Source organism: Ramlibacter montanisoli, assembly GCF_013087525.1.
In the GTDB taxonomy this organism is placed as follows: domain Bacteria; phylum Pseudomonadota; class Gammaproteobacteria; order Burkholderiales; family Burkholderiaceae_C; genus Ramlibacter; species Ramlibacter montanisoli.
This window is the reverse complement of sequence record NZ_JABFCS010000001.1, coordinates 3,955,191-3,973,620: the sequence shown is the minus strand read 5'-3', so window position 1 is coordinate 3,973,620 and position 18,430 is coordinate 3,955,191. Positions and strand designations below refer to the sequence as shown.

At 71.3% G+C, this 18,430-nt stretch carries 10 protein-coding genes and 6 pseudogenes; 12 read left to right on the top strand and 4 right to left on the bottom strand.

The annotated features are described in order from the left end of the window. The first annotated feature begins 42 nt into the window (after positions 1-42). The 6 genes and pseudogenes from glnE to HK415_RS19635 all read left to right on the top strand — a co-directional run bounded on the left by glnE (position 43) and on the right by HK415_RS19635 (position 10,208). Positions 43-2,845 (top strand): annotated as a pseudogene (gene glnE, locus HK415_RS19655) (bifunctional [glutamate--ammonia ligase]-adenylyl-L-tyrosine phosphorylase/[glutamate--ammonia-ligase] adenylyltransferase). A 139-nt stretch (positions 2,846-2,984) separates the two neighbouring features. After that, positions 2,985-4,397, top strand: coding sequence for an efflux transporter outer membrane subunit (locus HK415_RS19650; protein ID WP_171562185.1), 1,413 nt, complete (start codon positions 2,985-2,987; stop codon positions 4,395-4,397). A 28-nt stretch (positions 4,398-4,425) separates the two neighbouring features. Then, the gene (locus tag HK415_RS19645) at positions 4,426-5,307 is read left to right on the top strand and encodes an efflux RND transporter periplasmic adaptor subunit (RefSeq protein ID WP_373684622.1); all 882 of its coding nucleotides are present in this window, start codon (positions 4,426-4,428) and stop codon (positions 5,305-5,307) included. Next, entirely contained in the window at positions 5,262-5,609 is a 348-nt protein-coding gene (locus tag HK415_RS27275; RefSeq protein ID WP_373684621.1) for a permuted SH3 domain-containing protein, read from the top strand. The genes HK415_RS19645 and HK415_RS27275 overlap by 46 nt, the downstream gene beginning before the upstream one ends. Before the next feature lie 13 nt (positions 5,610-5,622). Beyond that, positions 5,623-8,714 (top strand): annotated as a pseudogene (locus HK415_RS19640) (efflux RND transporter permease subunit). Positions 8,715-8,762: 48 nt separating this feature from the next. Next, on the top strand, positions 8,763-10,208 hold the full coding sequence (locus HK415_RS19635) for a sulfatase-like hydrolase/transferase (RefSeq protein WP_171562183.1): 1,446 nt from the start codon (positions 8,763-8,765) through the stop codon (positions 10,206-10,208). Here HK415_RS19635 and rfaE2 read toward each other — a convergent pair. The 4 genes and pseudogenes from rfaE2 to HK415_RS25560 form a co-directional block, all read right to left on the bottom strand. Continuing rightward, positions 10,205-10,689: pseudogene (rfaE2, locus tag HK415_RS19630) on the bottom strand (D-glycero-beta-D-manno-heptose 1-phosphate adenylyltransferase). The gene HK415_RS19635 and the pseudogene rfaE2 sit on opposite strands and share 4 nt — an antisense overlap. After that, complete coding sequence (locus tag HK415_RS19625) at positions 10,686-11,546, bottom strand: ferritin family protein (protein WP_171562179.1); 861 nt, start codon at positions 11,544-11,546, stop codon at positions 10,686-10,688. The pseudogene rfaE2 and the gene HK415_RS19625 overlap by 4 nt, the downstream one beginning before the upstream one ends. Before the next feature lie 27 nt (positions 11,547-11,573). Beyond that, positions 11,574-12,326 carry a cobalamin B12-binding domain-containing protein gene (locus HK415_RS19620; RefSeq protein ID WP_253261960.1) on the bottom strand — a complete coding sequence of 251 codons (753 nt, stop codon included), beginning with the start codon at positions 12,324-12,326 and terminating at the stop codon, positions 11,574-11,576. Further along, positions 12,305-12,496 (bottom strand): MerR family transcriptional regulator, encoded by a 192-nt coding sequence (locus HK415_RS25560; RefSeq protein ID WP_309246766.1) that lies wholly within the window; start codon positions 12,494-12,496, stop codon positions 12,305-12,307. The genes HK415_RS19620 and HK415_RS25560 overlap by 22 nt, the downstream gene beginning before the upstream one ends. 114 nt (positions 12,497-12,610) lie before the next feature. Here HK415_RS25560 and HK415_RS19615 point away from each other — a divergent pair, with 114 nt between their 5' ends. The 6 genes and pseudogenes from HK415_RS19615 to HK415_RS19590 all read left to right on the top strand — a co-directional run. Continuing rightward, positions 12,611-13,174: a glutathione peroxidase gene (locus HK415_RS19615; RefSeq protein ID WP_171562178.1), complete on the top strand. Its 564-nt coding sequence runs from the start codon at positions 12,611-12,613 to the stop codon at positions 13,172-13,174. Positions 13,175-13,452: 278 nt separating this feature from the next. Next, positions 13,453-14,770, top strand: a pseudogene (locus HK415_RS19610) (NAD(P)/FAD-dependent oxidoreductase). Then, positions 14,767-15,516 carry a DUF1365 domain-containing protein gene (locus tag HK415_RS19605; protein ID WP_171562176.1) on the top strand — a complete coding sequence of 250 codons (750 nt, stop codon included), beginning with the start codon at positions 14,767-14,769 and terminating at the stop codon, positions 15,514-15,516. The pseudogene HK415_RS19610 and the gene HK415_RS19605 overlap by 4 nt, the downstream one beginning before the upstream one ends. A gap of 8 nt (positions 15,517-15,524) precedes the next feature. Then, positions 15,525-16,741: pseudogene (locus HK415_RS19600) on the top strand (class I SAM-dependent methyltransferase). Positions 16,742-16,749: 8 nt separating this feature from the next. Beyond that, positions 16,750-17,259, top strand: a complete 510-nt coding sequence (locus HK415_RS19595) for a chalcone isomerase family protein (RefSeq protein WP_309246765.1) — start codon at positions 16,750-16,752, stop codon at positions 17,257-17,259. Next, positions 17,256-18,397: pseudogene (locus HK415_RS19590) on the top strand (MFS transporter); the annotation flags it as partial. The gene HK415_RS19595 and the pseudogene HK415_RS19590, both read left to right, overlap by 4 nt. Positions 18,398-18,430: the final 33 nt, after the last annotated feature.

Sequence of the window (18,430 nt, the reverse complement as noted above, 5' to 3'; positions counted from 1 at the left end):
CGGCGGCGTGGCATTCATGAAAACATGGGACAGGCGGGAATTATGACCCTCGGCGCTGCGCTGGGTTCTGGCAACAGCGGCACCGCCGCTTCCGTCAACGGCGCCGCGGCAGCCGCGGAGGACACGCCGGGCGGGCAAATTCCCCTCTCGGGGCATTCGCGTTTCGTGCAGCGCCTGCGCCGCCGCTATGCGGACGAACTCGCGCTGCTGCCGGCCGGCGCGCCCACCTCCGGCGCCATGGCCGCCACTTACGAAGCGTTGCGTTCGCGCGGCCACGATGTCGCGTCCGCGCTGCGCATCCTGCGCCAGCTGGTGCTGGAGCGGCTGGCCACGCTCGATTGCGACGCCCGCGCGCCGCTGGCCACGATCACGACCGCCGTCACCTGCCTGGCCGAATTCGCGCTGGACGTCGCCTGCCGGCAGGCCTTCGAGGACCTCGACGCCATGCACGGCGCACCCCGCACCGCCGAAGGCCAGCGCGCCCGGCTCTGGGTGGTGGGCATGGGCAAGCTGGGGGCGCGCGAACTCAACGTGTCGAGCGACGTCGACCTGGTCTACGTGTACGACGAAGACGGCGAGACGGCGGGCGCCGAGGGCGGCCGGGGCCGCATCACCAACCACGAATACTTCGGCAAGGCCGTCAAGACCATCTTCGGGCTGATCGGCGACGTCACCGAGCACGGCTTCGTGTTCCGGGTGGACCTGGCCCTGCGCCCCAACGGCAATTCCGGGCCGCCGGCGGTGTCGCTCGGCGCGCTGGAGGACTACCTGCTGCTGCAGGGCCGCGAGTGGGAACGCTTCGCCTGGATGAAGAGCCGGGTGGTGGCGCCGCAAGCCTGCCTGGACGACGGCTCGGCGCAGACGCTGCGCGCCGTGATCCTGCCCTTCGTGTTCCGCCGCTACCTCGATTACGCGGTGTTCGACGCGCTGCGCACCCTGCACCGGCAGATCCGCGAGCATGCGGCGCGGCGCGCGGCGGGCCGGCCGGAGCGGGCGAACGACGTCAAGCTCTCGCGCGGGGGCATCCGCGAGATCGAGTTCATCGTGCAGCTGCTGCAGGTGGTGCGCGGCGGCCAGTTCCCCGAGCTGCGCACGCGGCCGACGCTGCAGGCGCTGGAACGGCTGGCCGCCGCCGGCCTGATGTCGGAACAGACCGCGCGATCGCTCGCCGCCGCCTATACCTTCCTGCGCCAGGTGGAACACCGCATCCAGTACCTGGACGACCAGCAGACGCACGTGCTGCCCATGGGCTGCCGCGACGACGACGACGGCTCCGACCTGGCCTGGATCGCCCGGACCCTGGGCTATGCGGACTCCTGCCCCTTCCTGCACGAGCTCGATGGCCACCGCGAGTTCGTGGCCGAGGAATTCGACAGGCTGCTCGGTGGCGGCGCCACCGAGTGCAAGACCTGCGCCGGGCCCAAGGGCAACCGGGCGCCGCCGGAACTCGAGACCATCCTGGAACAGCTGCCGGCGCAGCTGCAGCAGCGCATCCAGGTCTGGTGCAAGCATCCGCGCGTGATGGCGCTGCGCGACGACGCGCGCCACCGCCTGTCCCGCCTGATCGCGCGCACCGGCGTGTGGCTGCAGGAAGGCCGCGTGGGCGAGGAAGCCGCGCTGCGCATGGTGGACTGGATCGAGCCGCTTGTGCGCGGCGCGAGAGCTACCTGGCCCTGCTGTGGGAGCGGCCCGCGGTGCACGAAAGGCTGCTGCGCGTGCTGGGCGCCGCCCGCTGGCCCGCGCGCTACCTGATCCAGCATCCCGGCGTGATCGACGAACTGGCCAGCGACGGCCTGCTGAAGGACCGCTTCGTGCCCGAGGACTTCGAGCGCGAGCTGGAACACCGGCTGCGTTCGCTGCGCATCACCGGCGAGGACGACGACGAGACCCTGCTGAACCTGCTGCGGCGCGCCCACCACGCGGAGCTGTTCCGCACCCTGGCGCGCGACGTCGAAGGCGCGCTGACGGTCGAACAGGTGGCCGACGAACTGAGCGCGCTGGCCGACGCCACGCTGCGGGTCACGTCCCGCTGGTGCTGGGACCGCCTGAAGCAGAAGCACCGCGAGACGCCCCGCTTCGCCATCCTCGGCTACGGCAAGCTGGGGGCAAGGAGCTCGGATACGGCAGCGACCTGGACATCGTGTTCGTCTACGAGGACGACGACGAGCGCGCGCCCGACGCCTATGCGGCCTTCGTGCGCAAGATCATCAACTGGCTCTCGGTCAAGACGGCCGAAGGCGACCTGTTCGAGATCGACACCGCGCTGCGCCCCAACGGCAGTTCCGGCCTGCTGATCACCACCTTCCAGGCCTACGACGACTACCAGCAGCGCCGCGGCAGCAACACCGCGTGGACCTGGGAGCACCAGGCCATGACGCGGGCCCGCTTCGTGGTGGGACTGGAGTCGCTGCGCCCGCGCTTCGATGCGGTGCGCGAAGCGGTGATCACGGCGCCGCGCGACGTCGATGCGCTGCGGCGCGAGATCGTCGCCATGCGCGACAAGGTGCGCCACGCGCACCCGGTGAAGGACGGCCGCTTCGACATCAAGCACAGCCCGGGCGGCATGGTGGACGCGGAGTTCACGGTCCAGTTCCTGGTGCTGTCGCAGTCGGCGCAGCATCGCGAACTGATCCCCAACGTCGGCAACATCGCCTTGCTGCATCGCGCGGAGGCGGCCGGCCTGCTGCCCGCCGGCGTCGGCGAGGCCGCCGCGAGTGCCTACCGCGAGCTGCGGCGCGTGCAGCACCACGCACGGCTGAACGAGGAACCGACCCAGGTGCCGCAGGACCAGTTGGTGCGCGAGCGCGACGCCATCCTGGCGCTGTGGCAGCACGTCTTCGGCTGAGCTGGCAGCTAGCTCACAGGTAGAGACCTTCCCCTGACAAGGCGCGCCTTCTGGTGCTAGCCTTGCCGGTTTCGCTGCCGCGGCTTCGCACGACGGGGCCCGACGCCGGCGGATGACACGCCCGATCCGGGAAGGACACATGAAGCTCTTGCGCCCCCTCGCGGCGGCGGCCGGCTTGCTGTTGTTGTTGGCTGGCTGCGCCGTTCCCCGACCCCCTGCTTCCGTTGCCGGCGATGCGCCGCCGCGCTGGTACGCGTCGCTGCCGCATGGCGGCCGGCTGGCCGACCTCAGGCAGTGGTGGCAGCAGTTCAACGATCCCTTGCTGGTGGACCTGGTGGAGGCGGCGCAGGTCGCCAACCCCGACATCGCCATCGCTGGGACGCGGATCGCGGAGGCCCGCGCAACGCGGGTGGCCGCGCGGGCTGCGACGCTGCCTGCGGTGGACGCCAACGCCTCGCTGGTGCGCGGCAATGCGCAGGCGGGCGTGGGCCTGGCAACCATAGTCCAGTCCGGCGCGCAGCTCGCCTGGGAAGCGGATCTGTTCGGCCGCCTGTCCGCACGCAGCGACGCCGCCAGCGCGCGGCTGGCAGGCGCGGAGGCCGGCTGGCACGATGCACGCGTGGCGGTGGCGGCGGAAACGGCCACGACCTATGTCGACCTGCGCACCTGCGAGCGCCAGCTGGCGGTGGTGCGCAACGACGCGCGCTCGCGCGCCGAGACCGCGCGCCTGACCGGGCTGAGCGCCGAGGCCGGCTTCACCGCCCCGGCCGTCGCGGCGCAGGCGCGCGCGAGTGCCGCCGAAGGTGCGGCGCGGGCGACGCAGCAGCAGGCCCAGTGCGACCTGCTGGTGAAAGCGCTGGTGGCGCTCACGGCGATGCGCGAACCCACGCTGCGCGAGCGGCTGGCCGGGCGCTGGAGCGAGCCGGCCAGTTTCGCCGTGCTGGCGATGCCCTCGGTGCCCGCCGCGCTGCTCGCGCAGCGGCCCGATGTGTTCCAGGCGGAGCGGGCGGTGGAGGCGGCCAGCGCGGATGTCGGCGCGGCGCGCGCCGATCGCTTCCCGCGCCTGTCGCTCAACGGCCAGATCGCCGGCGGCTTCCTGCATGCGGGCGGCCAGACCAGCGACGTGCAGACCTGGTCGATCGGCCCGCTGGCGGTGTCGCTGCCGGTGTTCGATGGCGGGCGCCTCGCCGCCGCCGAGGACGCCGCCACGGCGCGCTACGGGGAAGCGGCCGCGCTCTACGCGGCGCGCGTGCGGCAGGCGGTGCGCGAAGTGGAGGAAGCGCTGGTCAACCTCGAAAGCGCGCGCGAACGCAGCGAAGACGCGCGCGTCGCCGTCGAGGGCTACCAGGCGTCCTTCGCCGCCACCGAGGCGCGCTACCGCAGCGGCCTGGGCAGCCTGATCGAACTGGAAGACCAGCGCCGCGTGCTGCTGGCCGCGCAGACCGCGCTGGTCAGCCTGCAGCGCGAGCGCCTGGCGGCCTGGATCGCGCTGTACCGCGCGCTCGGCGGCGGCTGGCAGCGACCGGACATGCCGGTGGCCCGCAGCGAATGAGAACCACGAAGAACAAGGAACAACAAGCGTGACGACCCATTCCATGATCCGCACGGCGGCCGCCCTGGCCTTCCTGATGGCGCTGGCCGCGTGCGGCGACAAGGCGGAGGAGGCGAAGAAGGCCTCGCCCAAGCCGGCGCTGACCGTGACCACGACGACGCCCACCCAGACCATGCTGCCGGTGACGCTGGCCGCCAACGGCAACCTGGCCGCCTGGCAGGAAGCCAGCGTCGGCACCGAAACGCAGGGCCTGCGCGTGTCCGAGGTGCTGGTGAACGTGGGCGACCGCGTGCGCCGCGGCCAGGTGCTGGCGCGCTTCGCCGCCGAGACCGTGCGGGCCGACGCCGCTCAGGCGACGGCAGGCCTCGCGGAAGCGGAGGCGGCCGCGGCCGAAGCGGCCAACAACGCGGCCCGTGCGCGCACCCTGCAGCAGACCGGCGCGATGAGCGCATCGCAGATCAACCAGTACATCACCGCCGAGGCGACCGCCCGGGCGCGCGTCGCCGCCGCACGGGCCCAGTTGCAGGCGCAGCAGGCCCGGGTCGGCCAGACGGCGGTGCATGCGCCGGACGACGGCATCATCTCGGCGCGCGCCGCCACCGTCGGCGCGGTGGTGGCGCCCGGCACCGAGCTGTTCCGCCTGATCCGCAAGGGCCGGCTGGAGTGGCGGGCCGAAGTCACCTCCGCCGAACTGGGGCGCGTCACGCCCGGCACCCGCGCGATCATCACCGCCCCCAGCGGCGCGCGGCTGGAAGGGCGCGTGCGCACCATCGCGCCCACGGTGGACCCGCAAAGCCGCGTGGCCCTGGTCTATGTCGACGTGAACCCCCTGCCGGGACCCTTGTCCGGCAGCGCGCGCGCGGCATGTACGCGCGCGGCGAGTTCGACCTGGGCGCGCAGCCCGCGCTGACGCTGCCGCAGCAGGCGGTGGTGGTGCGCGAGGGCTTCAGCTACGTGTTCCGTGTCAATCCCGACAACCGCGTGAACCAGGTCAAGGTGCAGATCGGCCGGATCGCCGAGGACCGGCTGCAGGTGCTGTCCGGCGTGACCGCGGACATGCGCGTGGTGGCCAGTGGCGGCGGCTTCCTGAACGACGGCGACCTGGTGCGGGTGGCGGACGCTCCCGCCAGCGCCAGCCCCGCGGCAGCCGCCGGCGCCGGCGCGGCCGCATCGGCATCGCCGCCGGCATCCGCCGCATCGGCCGCCCGTTGAGGACACGGCCATGATGAACGTCTCCTCCTGGTCGATCCGCAACCCCATCCCCGCGGTGATGCTGTTCGTGCTGCTCACCTTCGGCGGCATCCTGTCCTTCAAGGCGATGAAGGTGCAGAACTTCCCGGACATCGACCTGCCGACGGTGATCGTCACCGCCGCCCTGCCGGGTGCCGCGCCGGCGCAGCTGGAGACCGACGTGGCGCGCAAGATGGAGAACTCCATCGCCACCGTGCAGGGCCTCAAGCACGTCTACACCAAGGTGCAGGACGGCGTGGTGACCCTCACCGCCGAATTCCGCCTCGAGAAGCCGGTGCAGGAAGCGGTGGACGACGTGCGCTCCGCGGTGGCCAAGGTGCGCTCGGACCTGCCTTCGGACCTGCGCGATCCCATCATCAACAAGCTGGAGCTGGCCGGCCAGCCGGTGCTCGCCTTCGCGATCGCCTCGCGCCGCATGGACGACGAGGCCCTGTCCTGGTTCGTGGACAACGAGGTCTCGCGCAAGCTGCTGGCCGTGCGCGGCGTCGGCGCGGTCAACCGCGCGTGGGCGGCGTCAGCCGGGAGATCCGCGTGGCGGTGGACCCGGTGCGCATGCAGGCGCTGGGCGTGACCGCGGCCGACCTCTCGCGCCAGGTGCGGCAGGTGCAGGTGGAAACCGCCGGCGGGCGGGCCGACGTGGGCGGCGGCGAGCAGCCGGTGCGCACGCTGGCCACCGTGCAGAGCGCGCGCGAGATCGGCGAGCTGCAGATCGCGCTGGCGGGCGGCCGCACCATCCGCCTGGCGGACGTGGCCGAGGTCACGGACACCATCGCCGAGCCGCGCGCGGCGGCCTTGCTGGATGGCAGGCCGGTGGTGGGCTTCGAGGTGGCGCGCAGCCGCGGCGAGAGCGAGGTCGCCGTCGGGGCGGCGGTGCACAAGGCGCTGGCCGAACTGAAGGCGCAGCACCCCGACATCGAGCTCACCCAGGCCTTCGACTTCGTCACGCCCGTGCAGGAGGAGTACGAGGGCTCGCTGAAGCTGCTGTGGGAAGGCGCCATCCTGGCGGTGATCGTGGTCTGGCTGTTCCTGCGCGACTGGCGCGCCACCTTCGTGTCGGCAGTGGCGCTGCCCATGTCGGTGATCCCCGCCTTCATCGGCATGTACCTGCTGGGGTTCTCGATCAACGTGGTGACGCTGCTGGCGCTCTCGCTGGTGATCGGCATCCTGGTGGACGACGCGATCGTGGAGGTGGAGAACATCGTGCGCCACCTGCGCATGGGCAAGACGCCCTACGAGGCGGCGATGGAGGCGGCCGACGAGATCGGGCTGGCGGTGATCGCCACCACCTTCACGCTGATCGCGGTGTTCCTGCCCACCGCCTTCATGAGCGGCATCGCCGGCAAGTTCTTCAAGCAGTTCGGCTGGACGGCCTCGCTGGCGGTGTTCGCTTCGCTGGTGGTCGCGCGCGTGCTCACGCCCATGATGGCCGCCTACCTGCTCAAGCCCATCGTCACGCAGGAGGCCGACCCGAAGTGGATGAGGATCTACCTGAAGTGGGTGAACTGGAGCATGCGGCACCGGGTGAAGACCATGGGCCTGGCCACGCTGTTCTTCATCGGCTCGGTGCTGCTGATCCCGCTGCTGCCCACCGGCTTCATCCCGCCCGACGACAACTCGCAGACCCAGATCTACCTGGAGCTGCCGCCCGGTTCCACGCTGCAGCAGACCAAGAGCATCGCCGAGCAGGCGCGCGTCGCGGTGATGAAGGTGCAGCACGTCAAGAGCGTGTACACCACCATCGGCGGCGGCACGGCCGGCGGCGACCCGTTCGCCAACAGCGGCGCGGCCGAGGCGCGCAAGGCGACGCTCACGGTTCTGCTGGCCGACCGCGAGGAGCGGCCGCGCAAGCAGCCGATCGAGAACGACATCCGCAAGGCGCTGGAACCATTGCCCGGCGTGCGCACCAAGGTCGGCCTGGGCGGCTCGGGCGAGAAGTACATCCTGGTGCTGACCGGCGAGGACCCGCAGGCGCTGCAGACGGCGTCGTTGGCCGTGGACAAGGACCTGCGGACCATCCCGGGCCTGGGGCAGATCGCATCGACCGCCTCGCTGATCCGGCCGGAGATTGCCGTGCGTCCCGACTTCGCCAAGGCGGCCGACCTGGGCGTGACCAGCGCCGCGATCGGCGAGACCCTGCGCATCGCCACTGCCGGCGACTACGACGTGGCGCTGCCCAAGCTGAACCTGTCGCAGCGGCAGATCCCGATCGTGGTGAAGCTGCGCGAGGACGCGCGGCGGGACCTGGGCACGCTGGAGCGCCTGGCCGTGCCGGCGAGCAACGGCCGCACCGTGATGCTGGGGCAGGTGGCGACGCTGGAACTCACCGGCGGGCCCGCGGTCATCGACCGCTACGACCGCTCGCGCAACATCAACTTCGAGATCGAGCTCTCGGGCCAGCCGCTGGGCGACGTCGCCGCGGCCGTGCAGCAACTGCCCGCGGTGCGCAACCTGCCGCCGGGCGTGAAGGTGGTGGAGGTGGGCGACGCCGAGGTGATGGGCGAGCTGTTCGCGAGCTTCGGCCTGGCGATGCTGACCGGCGTGCTGTGCATCTACATCGTGCTGGTGCTGCTGTTCAAGGACTTCCTGCACCCGGTCACCATCCTCAGCGCCCTGCCGCTGTCGCTGGGCGGCGCCTTCGTCGGCCTGCTGCTGGCGCAGAAAAGCTTCTCCATGCCCTCGCTGATCGGCCTGATCATGCTGATGGGGATCGCGACCAAGAACTCGATCCTGCTGGTGGAGTACGCCATCGTCGCCCGCCGCGACCATGGCCTCAGCCGCTTCGACGCGCTGCTGGATGCCTGCCACAAGCGCGCGCGCCCGATCATCATGACCACCATCGCCATGGGCGCCGGCATGCTGCCGATCGCCATCGGCCTGGGGGCGGCGGACCCGAGCTTCCGCTCGCCGATGGCGATCGCGGTGATCGGCGGCCTGTTCACGTCCACGGTGTTGAGCCTGCTGGTGGTGCCGGTGGTGTTCGAGTACGTGGACGACATGGAGCAGTGGGTGCGCCGGCAGGTCGGACGCCTGCGCAAGACCGGCCGCGCCCGGCCGCGCGCCGTCTGACGCCTGCCGCTGGACGCCGCCCGTCCAGCGGCTATACCTGCGGGTTCCATGCCACGCCTGCACCGCCGCTCCGTCCTGCGCTGGGCCGCCTACCAGCTCGCCTTCTCGATCATCGGGCTGGTGCTGTGGATCCCCGCGACCTTCGGCGACGTGACGATCGAGCAGGCCATCTGGCACCTGGGCTACGCCGAGGGCGCGGCCATCGAGCTGAGCGAGATCTTCTACGTGGAGTTCGCGGTGCAGGTGCTGCTGCTGCCGCTGGCGGCCGCGCTGTTCGCGGCCTTCGTGCACGGGCAACTCGCGCAGCGGCTGGCGGGCACCGGCCGGCGCTTCCTGCGCGCGGCACCGGCCATGGCCGCCATCGGCGCGGTCACGGTGCTCGCCCTGCAGTTCTCCGCCTTCTCCTATGCCGCCGCCTACCTGGAGCCGGACCGTTTCGCCGAGCGCTTCGTCGAGCCGCGCGATGTGCGGCTGGTGCAGCAGGAGCGCCGCAACCTGGTTCTGATCTACGCCGAGAGCCTGGAGACCGGCTACCGCGATCCTGCGCAGTTCGGCAGCGACCTGCTCGCCGCCACCGACCGGCTGGGCGGGCGCAGCTACGGCTGGTACCGGCCCGCCGCAGGCGCCACCTGGACGATCGCGGGCATGGTGGCCACGCAATGCGGCGTGCCGCTGCGCGTGTACGGCCAGCGCGACCTGCGCCCGCGCGGCGAGGGCAAGACCTTCCTGCCCGGCGCGACCTGCCTGGGCGACATCCTGGCCGCGCATGGCTACCGCAACGTGTTCCTGGGCGGCGCGCCGCTGTCCTTCTCCGGCAAGGGCCGCTTCCTGGCGGACCACGGCTATGCCGAGACCTGGGGCCGCGAGGAATGGGAGCGCGCGCGCCTGCCCAAGGCCGCCTTCAACGCCTGGGGCACCTTCGACAGCGCGCTGTTCGAACAAGCCCGCATCCGGCTCGCGCAGCTGCATGAGTCGGGCCAACCTTTCAACCTCACGCTGCTCACGCTGGACACGCACAACCCCTTCGGCTTCCTCTCGCCCGAATGCAGGAAGCGGGGCGCGGGGACCTTCGACGGCATCGTGCGCTGCTCGGCGGAACAGATCACCGAGTTCATCGAATTCGCGCGCGACAAGGGCTACCTGCGCAACACGACGGTCGTCGTGATCGGCGACCACCTGGCCATGCCCAACCCGGTGTACGAGCGCCTGGTGCAGGCGCCGCGCCGCGGCATGTTCAACCTGTTCGTCGGCGACCGGCTGCCGCCGGCCAACGGCGACGAGCTGCTGCCCTTCGACCTGTTCCCCACGCTGGTGGAGCTGGCCGGCCTGCACGTGCCCGGCGACCGGCTCGGCCTGGGCTATTCGATGGTGGGCGAGGTGGAAGCGCCGCGCGCCGCGAAGCGCGCGCAGGAATGGTCGCTCGACACGGTGCGCGGCTCGGCGCGCTACGACCGGCTGTGGAGCGCCAGCGCCGAACCGGCGCGCGTCGACTAGGACTCGGCGCGGATGCGCTCGACCAGGCGCGAGGTCGAGTAGCCATCGACGAAGGGGATGGCCAGCGCGCGGCCGCCGTAGCCTTCCACCAGCGCGGTCTCGGCCAGCTTGCGCATGTCATAGTCGCCGCCCTTCACGTACACCTGCGGCTTCAGTTCCGACAGCAGCTGCACCGGCGTGTCCTCCGAGAACCAGGTGACCAGGCTCACGGATTCCAGCGCCGCCATCACGATCGCGCGGTCGGCCTCGTTGTTCAGGGGACGGTCCGGACCCTTGCCCAGGCGGCGCGCGGAGTCATCGGTGTTGAGCGCCACCACCAGGCTGCCGCCCAGCGCGCGCGCCTGCGCGAGGTAGGTGACGTGGCCGCGGTGCAGCACGTCGAAGACGCCGTTGGTGAAGACGACCGGGCCCGGCAGGGATCCCATGCGCGCCGCCGCTTCCGGACCGCGACGATCTTGGACAGGAAGGCCGGCTCGCTCACGCCGGCTTGGGCGTCGGGACCGCGCTGGCCAGGCTGGCCTGCAGTTCCTTGCGGTAGCGATTGAGCTCCTGCACGCTCTTGAAGCTGCGGTCCATCAGCAGGCTCAGGTTGTGCAGGATGCGCTCCACCACCTTGGTCTCCCACACCGCGTCGAACTTGATCTGCGTGTCCAGCCAGTGCTCCAGCCACTCCGGGTTGGGCAGGCGGGACTGGATGGTGTCGCGCGGGAACAGGGCCTTGTTCACGTGCAGGTTGGTCGGGTGGAGAGCCTGCGCGGTGCGGCGCGCGCTGGCCATCAGCACGCCCACCTTGGCGAAGGCCGCCTTGGCTTCGTTGCCGAAGTTGTTGATCGCGCGCTTCATGTAGCGCAGGTAGGCGCCGCCGTGGCGCGCCTCGTCCTGGCTCAAGGTCTGGTAGATGTGCTTGATCACCGGCTCGGTGTGCCACTCGGAGGCGCGCCGGTACCAGTGGTTCAGGCGGATCTCGCCGCAGAAGTGCAGCATCAGGGTTTCCAGCGGCGGGGCCGGCTCGAATTCGAAGCGCACGTCGTGCAGTTCCTGCTCGGTGGGCACCAGGTCGGGACGGAAGCGCTTGAGGTATTCGATCAGCACCAGCGAGTGCTTCTGCTCCTCGAAGAACCAGATCGACATGAAGGCGGAGAAGTCGCTGTCGTCGCGGTTGTCGCGCAGGAACATTTCCGTCGCGGGCAGCGCCGACCACTCCGTGATGGCGTTCATCTTGATCGTCTGCGCCTGCTCCTCGGTGAGCAGGGACGGGTCGAACTTGTCCCAGGGGATGTCCTTGTCCATGTCCCAACGGACCGACTCGAGTTGCTTGAACAGTTCCGGATACAACATGACGCGTCTTTCGTGTAACCGGCCATTTTAAGGCGGGGAGCCGATCGTTGCTTGCCGCCAGCGCTGCACCAGTGGGCCGACCAGGGCGATGTCGCGCACGGACTCCACGCCAGGGAGCATGCGCCTTTGCAGGGCGGTGTTGCTGCCGCCGGCCCAGATTGCGGCGCCTTCCGGCAGCAGGCCGCGCAGTTCGTGCAAGGCGGCCGCGGCCTGCGTGGTCGGGAAGACGGCGCTGAAGCTCAGGGCCACAATGTCCGCCTCGGTCAGCATTGCCGCCGTGGCCAGGTCCTGCAGCGGCACCTTGACGCCCAGGGAGATGCAATGGCAGCCATGCAGGCTCAGCAGCGCCTCCGCCATCAGCAGGCCCAGCCCGTGGCCTTCCTGCGGCAGGGTGGCCAGCAGCACGCGCGGCGACTCGCCGCCCGGCAGGCTGGCGATGGCCTGGCGCAGGACGACCTGCAGCGCCTCGGTGTAGACGTGCTCCTGCGCCACGGTCAGCTCGCCGCGCAGCCAGCCTTCGCCGACCGCCTCGTTCATCGGGGCCACGTGTTCGATCACGAATCGCTCCAGTCCCAGGGCCACCAGCGCCTGGTTGAGCTGGCGCCGCACGCCGCCGACGTCGTGGGCCTCCAGCAGCTTCCAGTACTGCGCGGCCACGCCCGGCCGGGGCGCGGCAGCCTGCGCCAGGCCCTGGCCCAGCGCCTGCAGTGCCGCCAGTTCCAGGCCGACCAGCTTGCCGGGCCGGTGGCCGCTGTCCATCAGCCGCTTGAGCAGGCGCAAGCTTTCTCCACCTGTTCCGCGGGATAGGTGCGCTCGCCCAGCGCGTCGCGCAGCGGCTGGGGAAAGCCGTAGCGGCGCTCCCAGATCCGCAAGGTGTCCTTGGACAAACCGGTGTCCCGTTCCACGGCGGCAATGGCCGCAGCGGGGGCTGCCTCCCGGGCGTCGCTCACTGGCGCCCCCATGCGCGGACCGCCGGGTCGCCTTTCCTGGACTCCTACCGAAACACAGGGTCATTCTTTTTGTCCTAGACAAATCATCTGCTCCCAGCCATTATGAGGCCTCAAATGAAGAACCTGACAGTTTTTGTCCTGGTCGCCGCCTTCGGCCTGCCAGCATCCGCCCAGGTGACGGCACCGTCCGCGGCCGCCTGCCCGGCGCTGCTGCAGCATACGTTCCCGCGCCTGCAGGACGAAAAGCCGCAGTCTCTGTGCCAGTACAGCGGGCAGGTGCTGCTGGTGGTCAACACCGCCAGCTACTGCGGCTTCACGCCCCAGTACGAAGGCCTGGAGAAGCTGCACTCCCGGTACCGCGAGCGCGGCCTGGTGGTGCTGGGCTTCCCGTCGAACGATTTCGCGCAGGAAAAGGGGAGCAACAAGGAGATCGCCGACTTCTGCGAGAACACCTTCGGCGTGAAGTTTCCGATGTTCGGCAAGAGCGCGGTGCGCGGTTCCGACGCCAATCCGCTGTTCCGGGAGCTGGCGCGGCAGACGGGCCGCCAGCCCCTGTGGAACTTCCACAAGTACCTGGTCGGCCGCGACGGCAAGGTCGTGGCGCACTACAGCAGCCTCACGAAGCCGGATGACCCGGACCTCGTGAAGGCGCTGGAACGGCAGCTCGCGCTGCGCTGAGGTCCCATGCATCCAGTCGAACGGCGCCGCGGGCGCTGCGGGAAGGTGTTCACAAAAATTTACCGCCTCTGCCGCACGGGGGCGGGAACCACGCGCTCGCGGGAGGAGTCCATCTTCTCGACAGGCTGGAGGAGCGACCCCCACAGATTTTGCTGCTGCGAAGCCGTCCGGGCCCACGGGCCCGGGACGCAATCCCGAAGCGACTCTTCTCCTCCTCCCTCCCTCCCTCCTTCGTTTCGGGGCGCTTCGCAGCATTTTTATTTCCGGGGACGGCGGCCATGAAGGTCGCCGTCATCGGCTCGGGCATCTCCGGCCTGGCCGCCGCGCACCGCCTGCGCCCCAGCGCCGACGTCACCCTGTTCGAAGCGGGTGACTATTTCGGCGGCCACACCCATACCGTCGACCTCACGCTGCCCACGGCGGACGGCCGCATGGTCACGCACGGCGTCGACACCGGCTTCCTCGTCTTCAACGAGCGCACTTATCCGGCGCTGATCGAACTGTTCGGCCAGCTGCAGGTGCGGACCTCGCCCTCGGACATGTCGTTCTCGGTGCAGGTTCCGGGCGCCTTCGGCACGCAGCCGCTGGAGTGGAGCGGCAGCAACCTGTCCAGCGTGTTCTGCCAGCGCGGCAACCTGCTGCGGCCGCGCTTCTGGCGCATGCTCGCCGAACTGCTGCGGTTCAACCGCCTGGCCACCCGCATCGCCGAAGCCGACGCGGATGGCGAGCTCGGGCAGCCGCTGGCGCGTTTCCTGCGCATCCACGGGTTCTCCCCGAATTCCGCGACTGGTACCTGCTGCCGATGATCGGCTGCATCTGAGCTGCCCGACGGAACAGATGCTGCGCTTCCCGGTCGGCACGCTGATCCGCTTCTGCCACAACCACGGGCTGCTGCAGGTGACCGGCCGGCCGCAGTGGCACACGGTGAACGGCGGCGCCCGCCACTACGTGGAGAAGATCGTCGCCACGCTGCCCGACGCGCGGCTCCACGCGCCGGTGCTGTCGGTGCGGCGCGAGGCCGACTGCGTGCACGTGCACTCGCCGGCCGGCTGGGAGCGCTTCGACCACGTGGTGATCGCGGCCCATTCGGACCAGGCGCTGGGCATGCTCGCGGACCCCAGCGAGGAGGAACGCCGGCTGCTCGGCGCGATCCGCTACCAGCCCAACGTGGCGGTGCTGCACACCGACCGCTCCGTGCTGCCCGCGCATCCGCGCGCCTGGGCCGCCTGGAACTACGAGCGTGCCGCCGGCAGCGGCGAGGGCGCGCAGGTCTGCCTGCACTACCTGTTGAACCGGCTGCAGCCCCTGCCCTGGACGCAGCCGGTGATCGTCTCGCTGAATCCGGCGCGGCCCATCGCCCGTACCCGCGTGATGGGTGAATACAGCTACGCGCATCCGGTCTTCGACGACGCCGCCGTGGAGGCGCAGGCGCAGCTGGGGACGGTCCAGGGGCGCCGGCGCACCTGGTTCGCCGGCGCCTGGACCGGCTATGGCTTCCACGAGGACGGCCTGAAGTCGGGCCTGGCCGCGGCTGCCGGCCTGCTGCTGCAGGCCGGGATGGACCACCACCGCGAGACGATCGGGGTGGCCGCGTGAAAGGCCCGCAGCTGGGCATCGGCCAGGTGCGCCACGCCCGGTTGCGGCCGGCGCCGCGCGCCTTCGCCTATCCCACCTTCTTCCTGCTGCTGCCGATGCGCGCGATGCGCAGCGAAGGCAGCGGCGCACTGGCGCGCAACCGGCGCGCGGCGGTCAGCTTCCGGGACCGGGACCATGGCGACGGACGCGACGACGCGCTGGCATGGCTCGACGAGACACTGCAGCGCGAAGGCATCACCGACGCCACCGGCGAAACCTGGCTGCATTGCTATCCGCGCGTGCTGGGCTACGCCTTCAAGCCGGTGAGCTTCTGGTACTGCCATCGCGCCGACGGCACGCTGCGCGCGGTGCTGGTCGAAGTGAACAACACCTTCGGCGAGCGCCATTGCTACCTGCTCGACGCGCCGGCCTGGGGCGTCGAACAGGTGGCGCGCAAGGTGTTCCACGTGTCGCCCTTCTGCCCGGTGGCCGGCGAATACCGCTTCCGCTTCCTGCTGTGCCGCGAGCGCCATCGCACGGTGGCGCGCATCGACTACTGCGACGCGCAGGGCCCGGTGCTGCAGACCAGCGTCAGCGGCCGGCTGCAGCCGGCCACCGCACCCGCACTGCGCGCTGCGCTGCGCCGCCATCCCCTGCTCACCTTCGGCGTCATCGCGCGCATCCACTGGCAGGCCTTGCGGCTGTGGGCCGCGCGCCTGCGGCTGTTCCACAAGCCGGCCGCTCCCTCCGCTTTCCTCACCCGCTGAATCCCCGCATGAACACGACGACCACGGCCGCTGGCCTTCCGTGGAACCAGGACGCACCCGCAGCGGCGCGCGCCGCGCTGCGCCTGCTGGCGCGCTTGCGCCACGGCAGCCTCAACGTCCACCTGCCCGATGGCGCGGTGCAGCGCTGCGGCCAGGGCGAGCCGCACGCGGCCATCCACTTCAGCAGCTGGCGGCCCTTCACGCGGGCGCTGCGCAGCGGCGACGTCGGCTTCGCCGAGGGCTACATCGCCGGCGAGTGGCATTCACCCGACCTCGCCGCGCTGCTGGTGCTGCTGCTGCGCAACCGCGAGGAACTGCAGGACGCGGTGTACGGCAGCTGGTGGGGCCGGCTCGCGCACCGGCTGCAGCACCTGTTGAACCGGAACACGCGCGCCGGCAGCCGCCGCAACATCCACGCCCACTACGACCTGGGCAACGCGTTCTACGCACTCTGGCTGGATCGCACGATGAACTATTCGTCGGCGCTGTTCGACGGAGCGCCCGGGCAAGCCATGGAGCAGGCGCAGGACGCCAAGGTTCGGCGCGCGCTGCGCATGGCCGGCGTCGCGCCGGGCTCGCGCGTGCTGGAGATCGGCTGCGGCTGGGGCGCGCTCGCCGAAATGGGCGCCGGTGAATTCGGCGCCCAGGTGACGGGCGTGACCCTGTCGAGCGAACAGCTGGCCTTCGCGCGCCAGCGCCTGGAGGCCGCCGGGCTGGCGGCGCGCGGCGACCTGCGGCTGCAGGACTATCGCGACGTCGCCGACGCGCCCTTCGATGCGATCTGCTCCATCGAGATGGTCGAGGCGGTCGGCCGCGAATACTGGCCGCAGTACTTCGCGACGGTGCGGCGCCTGCTCAAGCCCGGCGGCCGCGCCTGCATCCAGAGCATCGTGATCGCCGACGGCCTGTGGGAGCGCTACGTGCGCTCCACCGATTTCATCCAGCAGTACGTCTTTCCCGGCGGCTGCCTGCCCTGCCCGCGCGAATTCGAGCGGGCGGCGAACGCGGCGGGCCTGCAGGTGGTGGACGCCTTCGCCTTCGGGCGCGACTACGCGGAGACGCTGCGCCGCTGGCGCGAGCGCTTCCTGGCCCGGCGCAGCGAGGTGCTGGCGCTCGGCTTCGACGAGAGGTTCATGCCACATGGGAGTTCTACCTGGCTTACTGCGAGGCGGCCTTCGGCGAACGCAACACCGACGTGGTGCAGTACACGCTGCAGCGCGCCTGAGCGCCGCCGTGCTCGCGCTCTCGCTGGCCGCGCCGCCCGCGGCCGGGTCGCCGCAGCTGCGCGAGTGGGCGCCGGCGCTGCAGCCGGCAGGCTCGGGGCGGCTCACGTGGTTCGGCTTCAGCGCCTACGACGCGCGCCTGTGGGTGGAGCCCGGGTTCCGCCATGGCCGCTTCGCGCAGCACGTGCTGGCGCTGGAACTCACCTATGCGCGGGCCTTCTCGGCCCGCCAGATCGCCGAGCGTTCGATCGAGGAGATGCGGCGCGCCGGGCCGCTCGCGCCGGGCGACGCCGCGCGCTGGCAGGACGAACTGCGCCGCCTGCTGCCGGACGTGCAGGCCGGCGACCGCATCCTCGGGCTGCACCGGCCGGGGCGCGGCGCGCTGTTCCTGGTCAACGGCAGGCCGGCCGGCGAGATCGCCGAACCTGGCTTTTCCGCGCGCTTCTTCGGCATCTGGCTGGACCCGGCGACTTCGGCCCCGGCCCTGCGCGAGGCGTTGCTGGCCGACACGCCGCCATGAACGCCGTCACCTTGCGTTTCGGCGCCGCGGAGGGCTGGCGCTACGGCCTGCTGGGCCTGCCGCTCGCCTTCGTGGCGCTGCCGCTGTACGTGCTGCTGCCGAACCACTATGCACGCGCCTTCGGCGTGCCGCTGGCCGCACTGGGCACGGTGCTGCTGGCGGCGCGCCTGCTCGACGCCGTGCTCGATCCCTGGATCGGGCGCCTGTCCGACCGCCTGTTCGCACGCTCGCCGCGCGCGGTGCTGCGCTTCGGCGCCGTGGCCGCGGCGCTGCTGGCCGCCGGTTTCGTGCTGCTGTTCCATCCGCCCTTGCGCGGCACCTTCGCGCTGCTCGCGTGGGCGGCCGCGGCGCTGGCGATCACCTCGCTGGCCTTCAGCGCGCTGAGCATCGCGCACCAGTCCTGGGGGCCATGTTGGGAGGGGACGAGGCGCAGCGCAGCCGCGTCGTGGCCTGGCGCGAAGCCTGGGGCCTGGCGGGCGTGCTGCTGGCATCCGTGCTGCCCCTGGTCGCGGGGCTGGGCGCGACCGCCGCAGCACTGGCGCTGGCGCTGGTGCTCGGCTGCCTGGCCTGGGCCCGCGCGCCGCACCCGCAGGCGCGCAGCGGCCAGGGCGCATCCGACTGGCGCCTGCCGCTGCGCGGCGCGGCCTTCCGCCGGCTGCTCGCCGTGTTCATGCTCAATGGCATCGCCAGCGCCGTGCCCGCCACGCTGGTGCTGTTCTTCGTGCAGGACCGCCTGCAGGCGCCGGCCGCGCTCGAGCCCGCCTTCCTGGCGAGCTACTTCCTCAGCGCCGCGCTCGCCATTCCGGCCTGGCTGGCGCTGGTGCCGCGGCTGGGACTCGCGCGCACCTGGCTGGCCGGCATGCTGGTGGCCGTCGCCGCCTTCGCGGGCGCCGCGCTGCTGGGACCGGGCGATGCGAATGCCTTCCTGCTGGTCTGCCTCCTGTCCGGCGCGGCGCTCGGCACCGACCTGGCGCTGCCGGGCGCGCTGCTCGCGGGGCAGATCGGGACGGCGGGCCACCGCGGGCGGGCCGAAGGCGCGTACTTCGGCTGGTGGAACTTCGCCGCGAAATTCAACCTGGCGCTGGCCGCGGGCCTGGCCTTGCCGCTGCTGGGACTGGCCGGCTACGTGCCGGGCAGCCGCGACCCGCAGGCGCTGCAGGCGCTGGTGGCC

What these genes read in the sequence shown, in the direction of transcription:
- HK415_RS19650 (WP_171562185.1), top strand. Translation starts at nt 2,985, where the DNA reads ATGAAGCTCTTGCGCCCCCTCGCGGCGGCGGCCGGCTTGCTGTTGTTG.
- HK415_RS27275 (WP_373684621.1), top strand. Translation starts at nt 5,262, where the DNA reads ATGTACGCGCGCGGCGAGTTCGACCTGGGCGCGCAGCCCGCGCTGACG.
- HK415_RS19625 (WP_171562179.1), bottom strand. Translation starts at nt 11,546, where the DNA reads ATGTTGTATCCGGAACTGTTCAAGCAACTCGAGTCGGTCCGTTGGGAC.
- HK415_RS19615 (WP_171562178.1), top strand. Translation starts at nt 12,611, where the DNA reads ATGAAGAACCTGACAGTTTTTGTCCTGGTCGCCGCCTTCGGCCTGCCA.
- HK415_RS19635 (WP_171562183.1), top strand. Translation starts at nt 8,763, where the DNA reads ATGCCACGCCTGCACCGCCGCTCCGTCCTGCGCTGGGCCGCCTACCAG.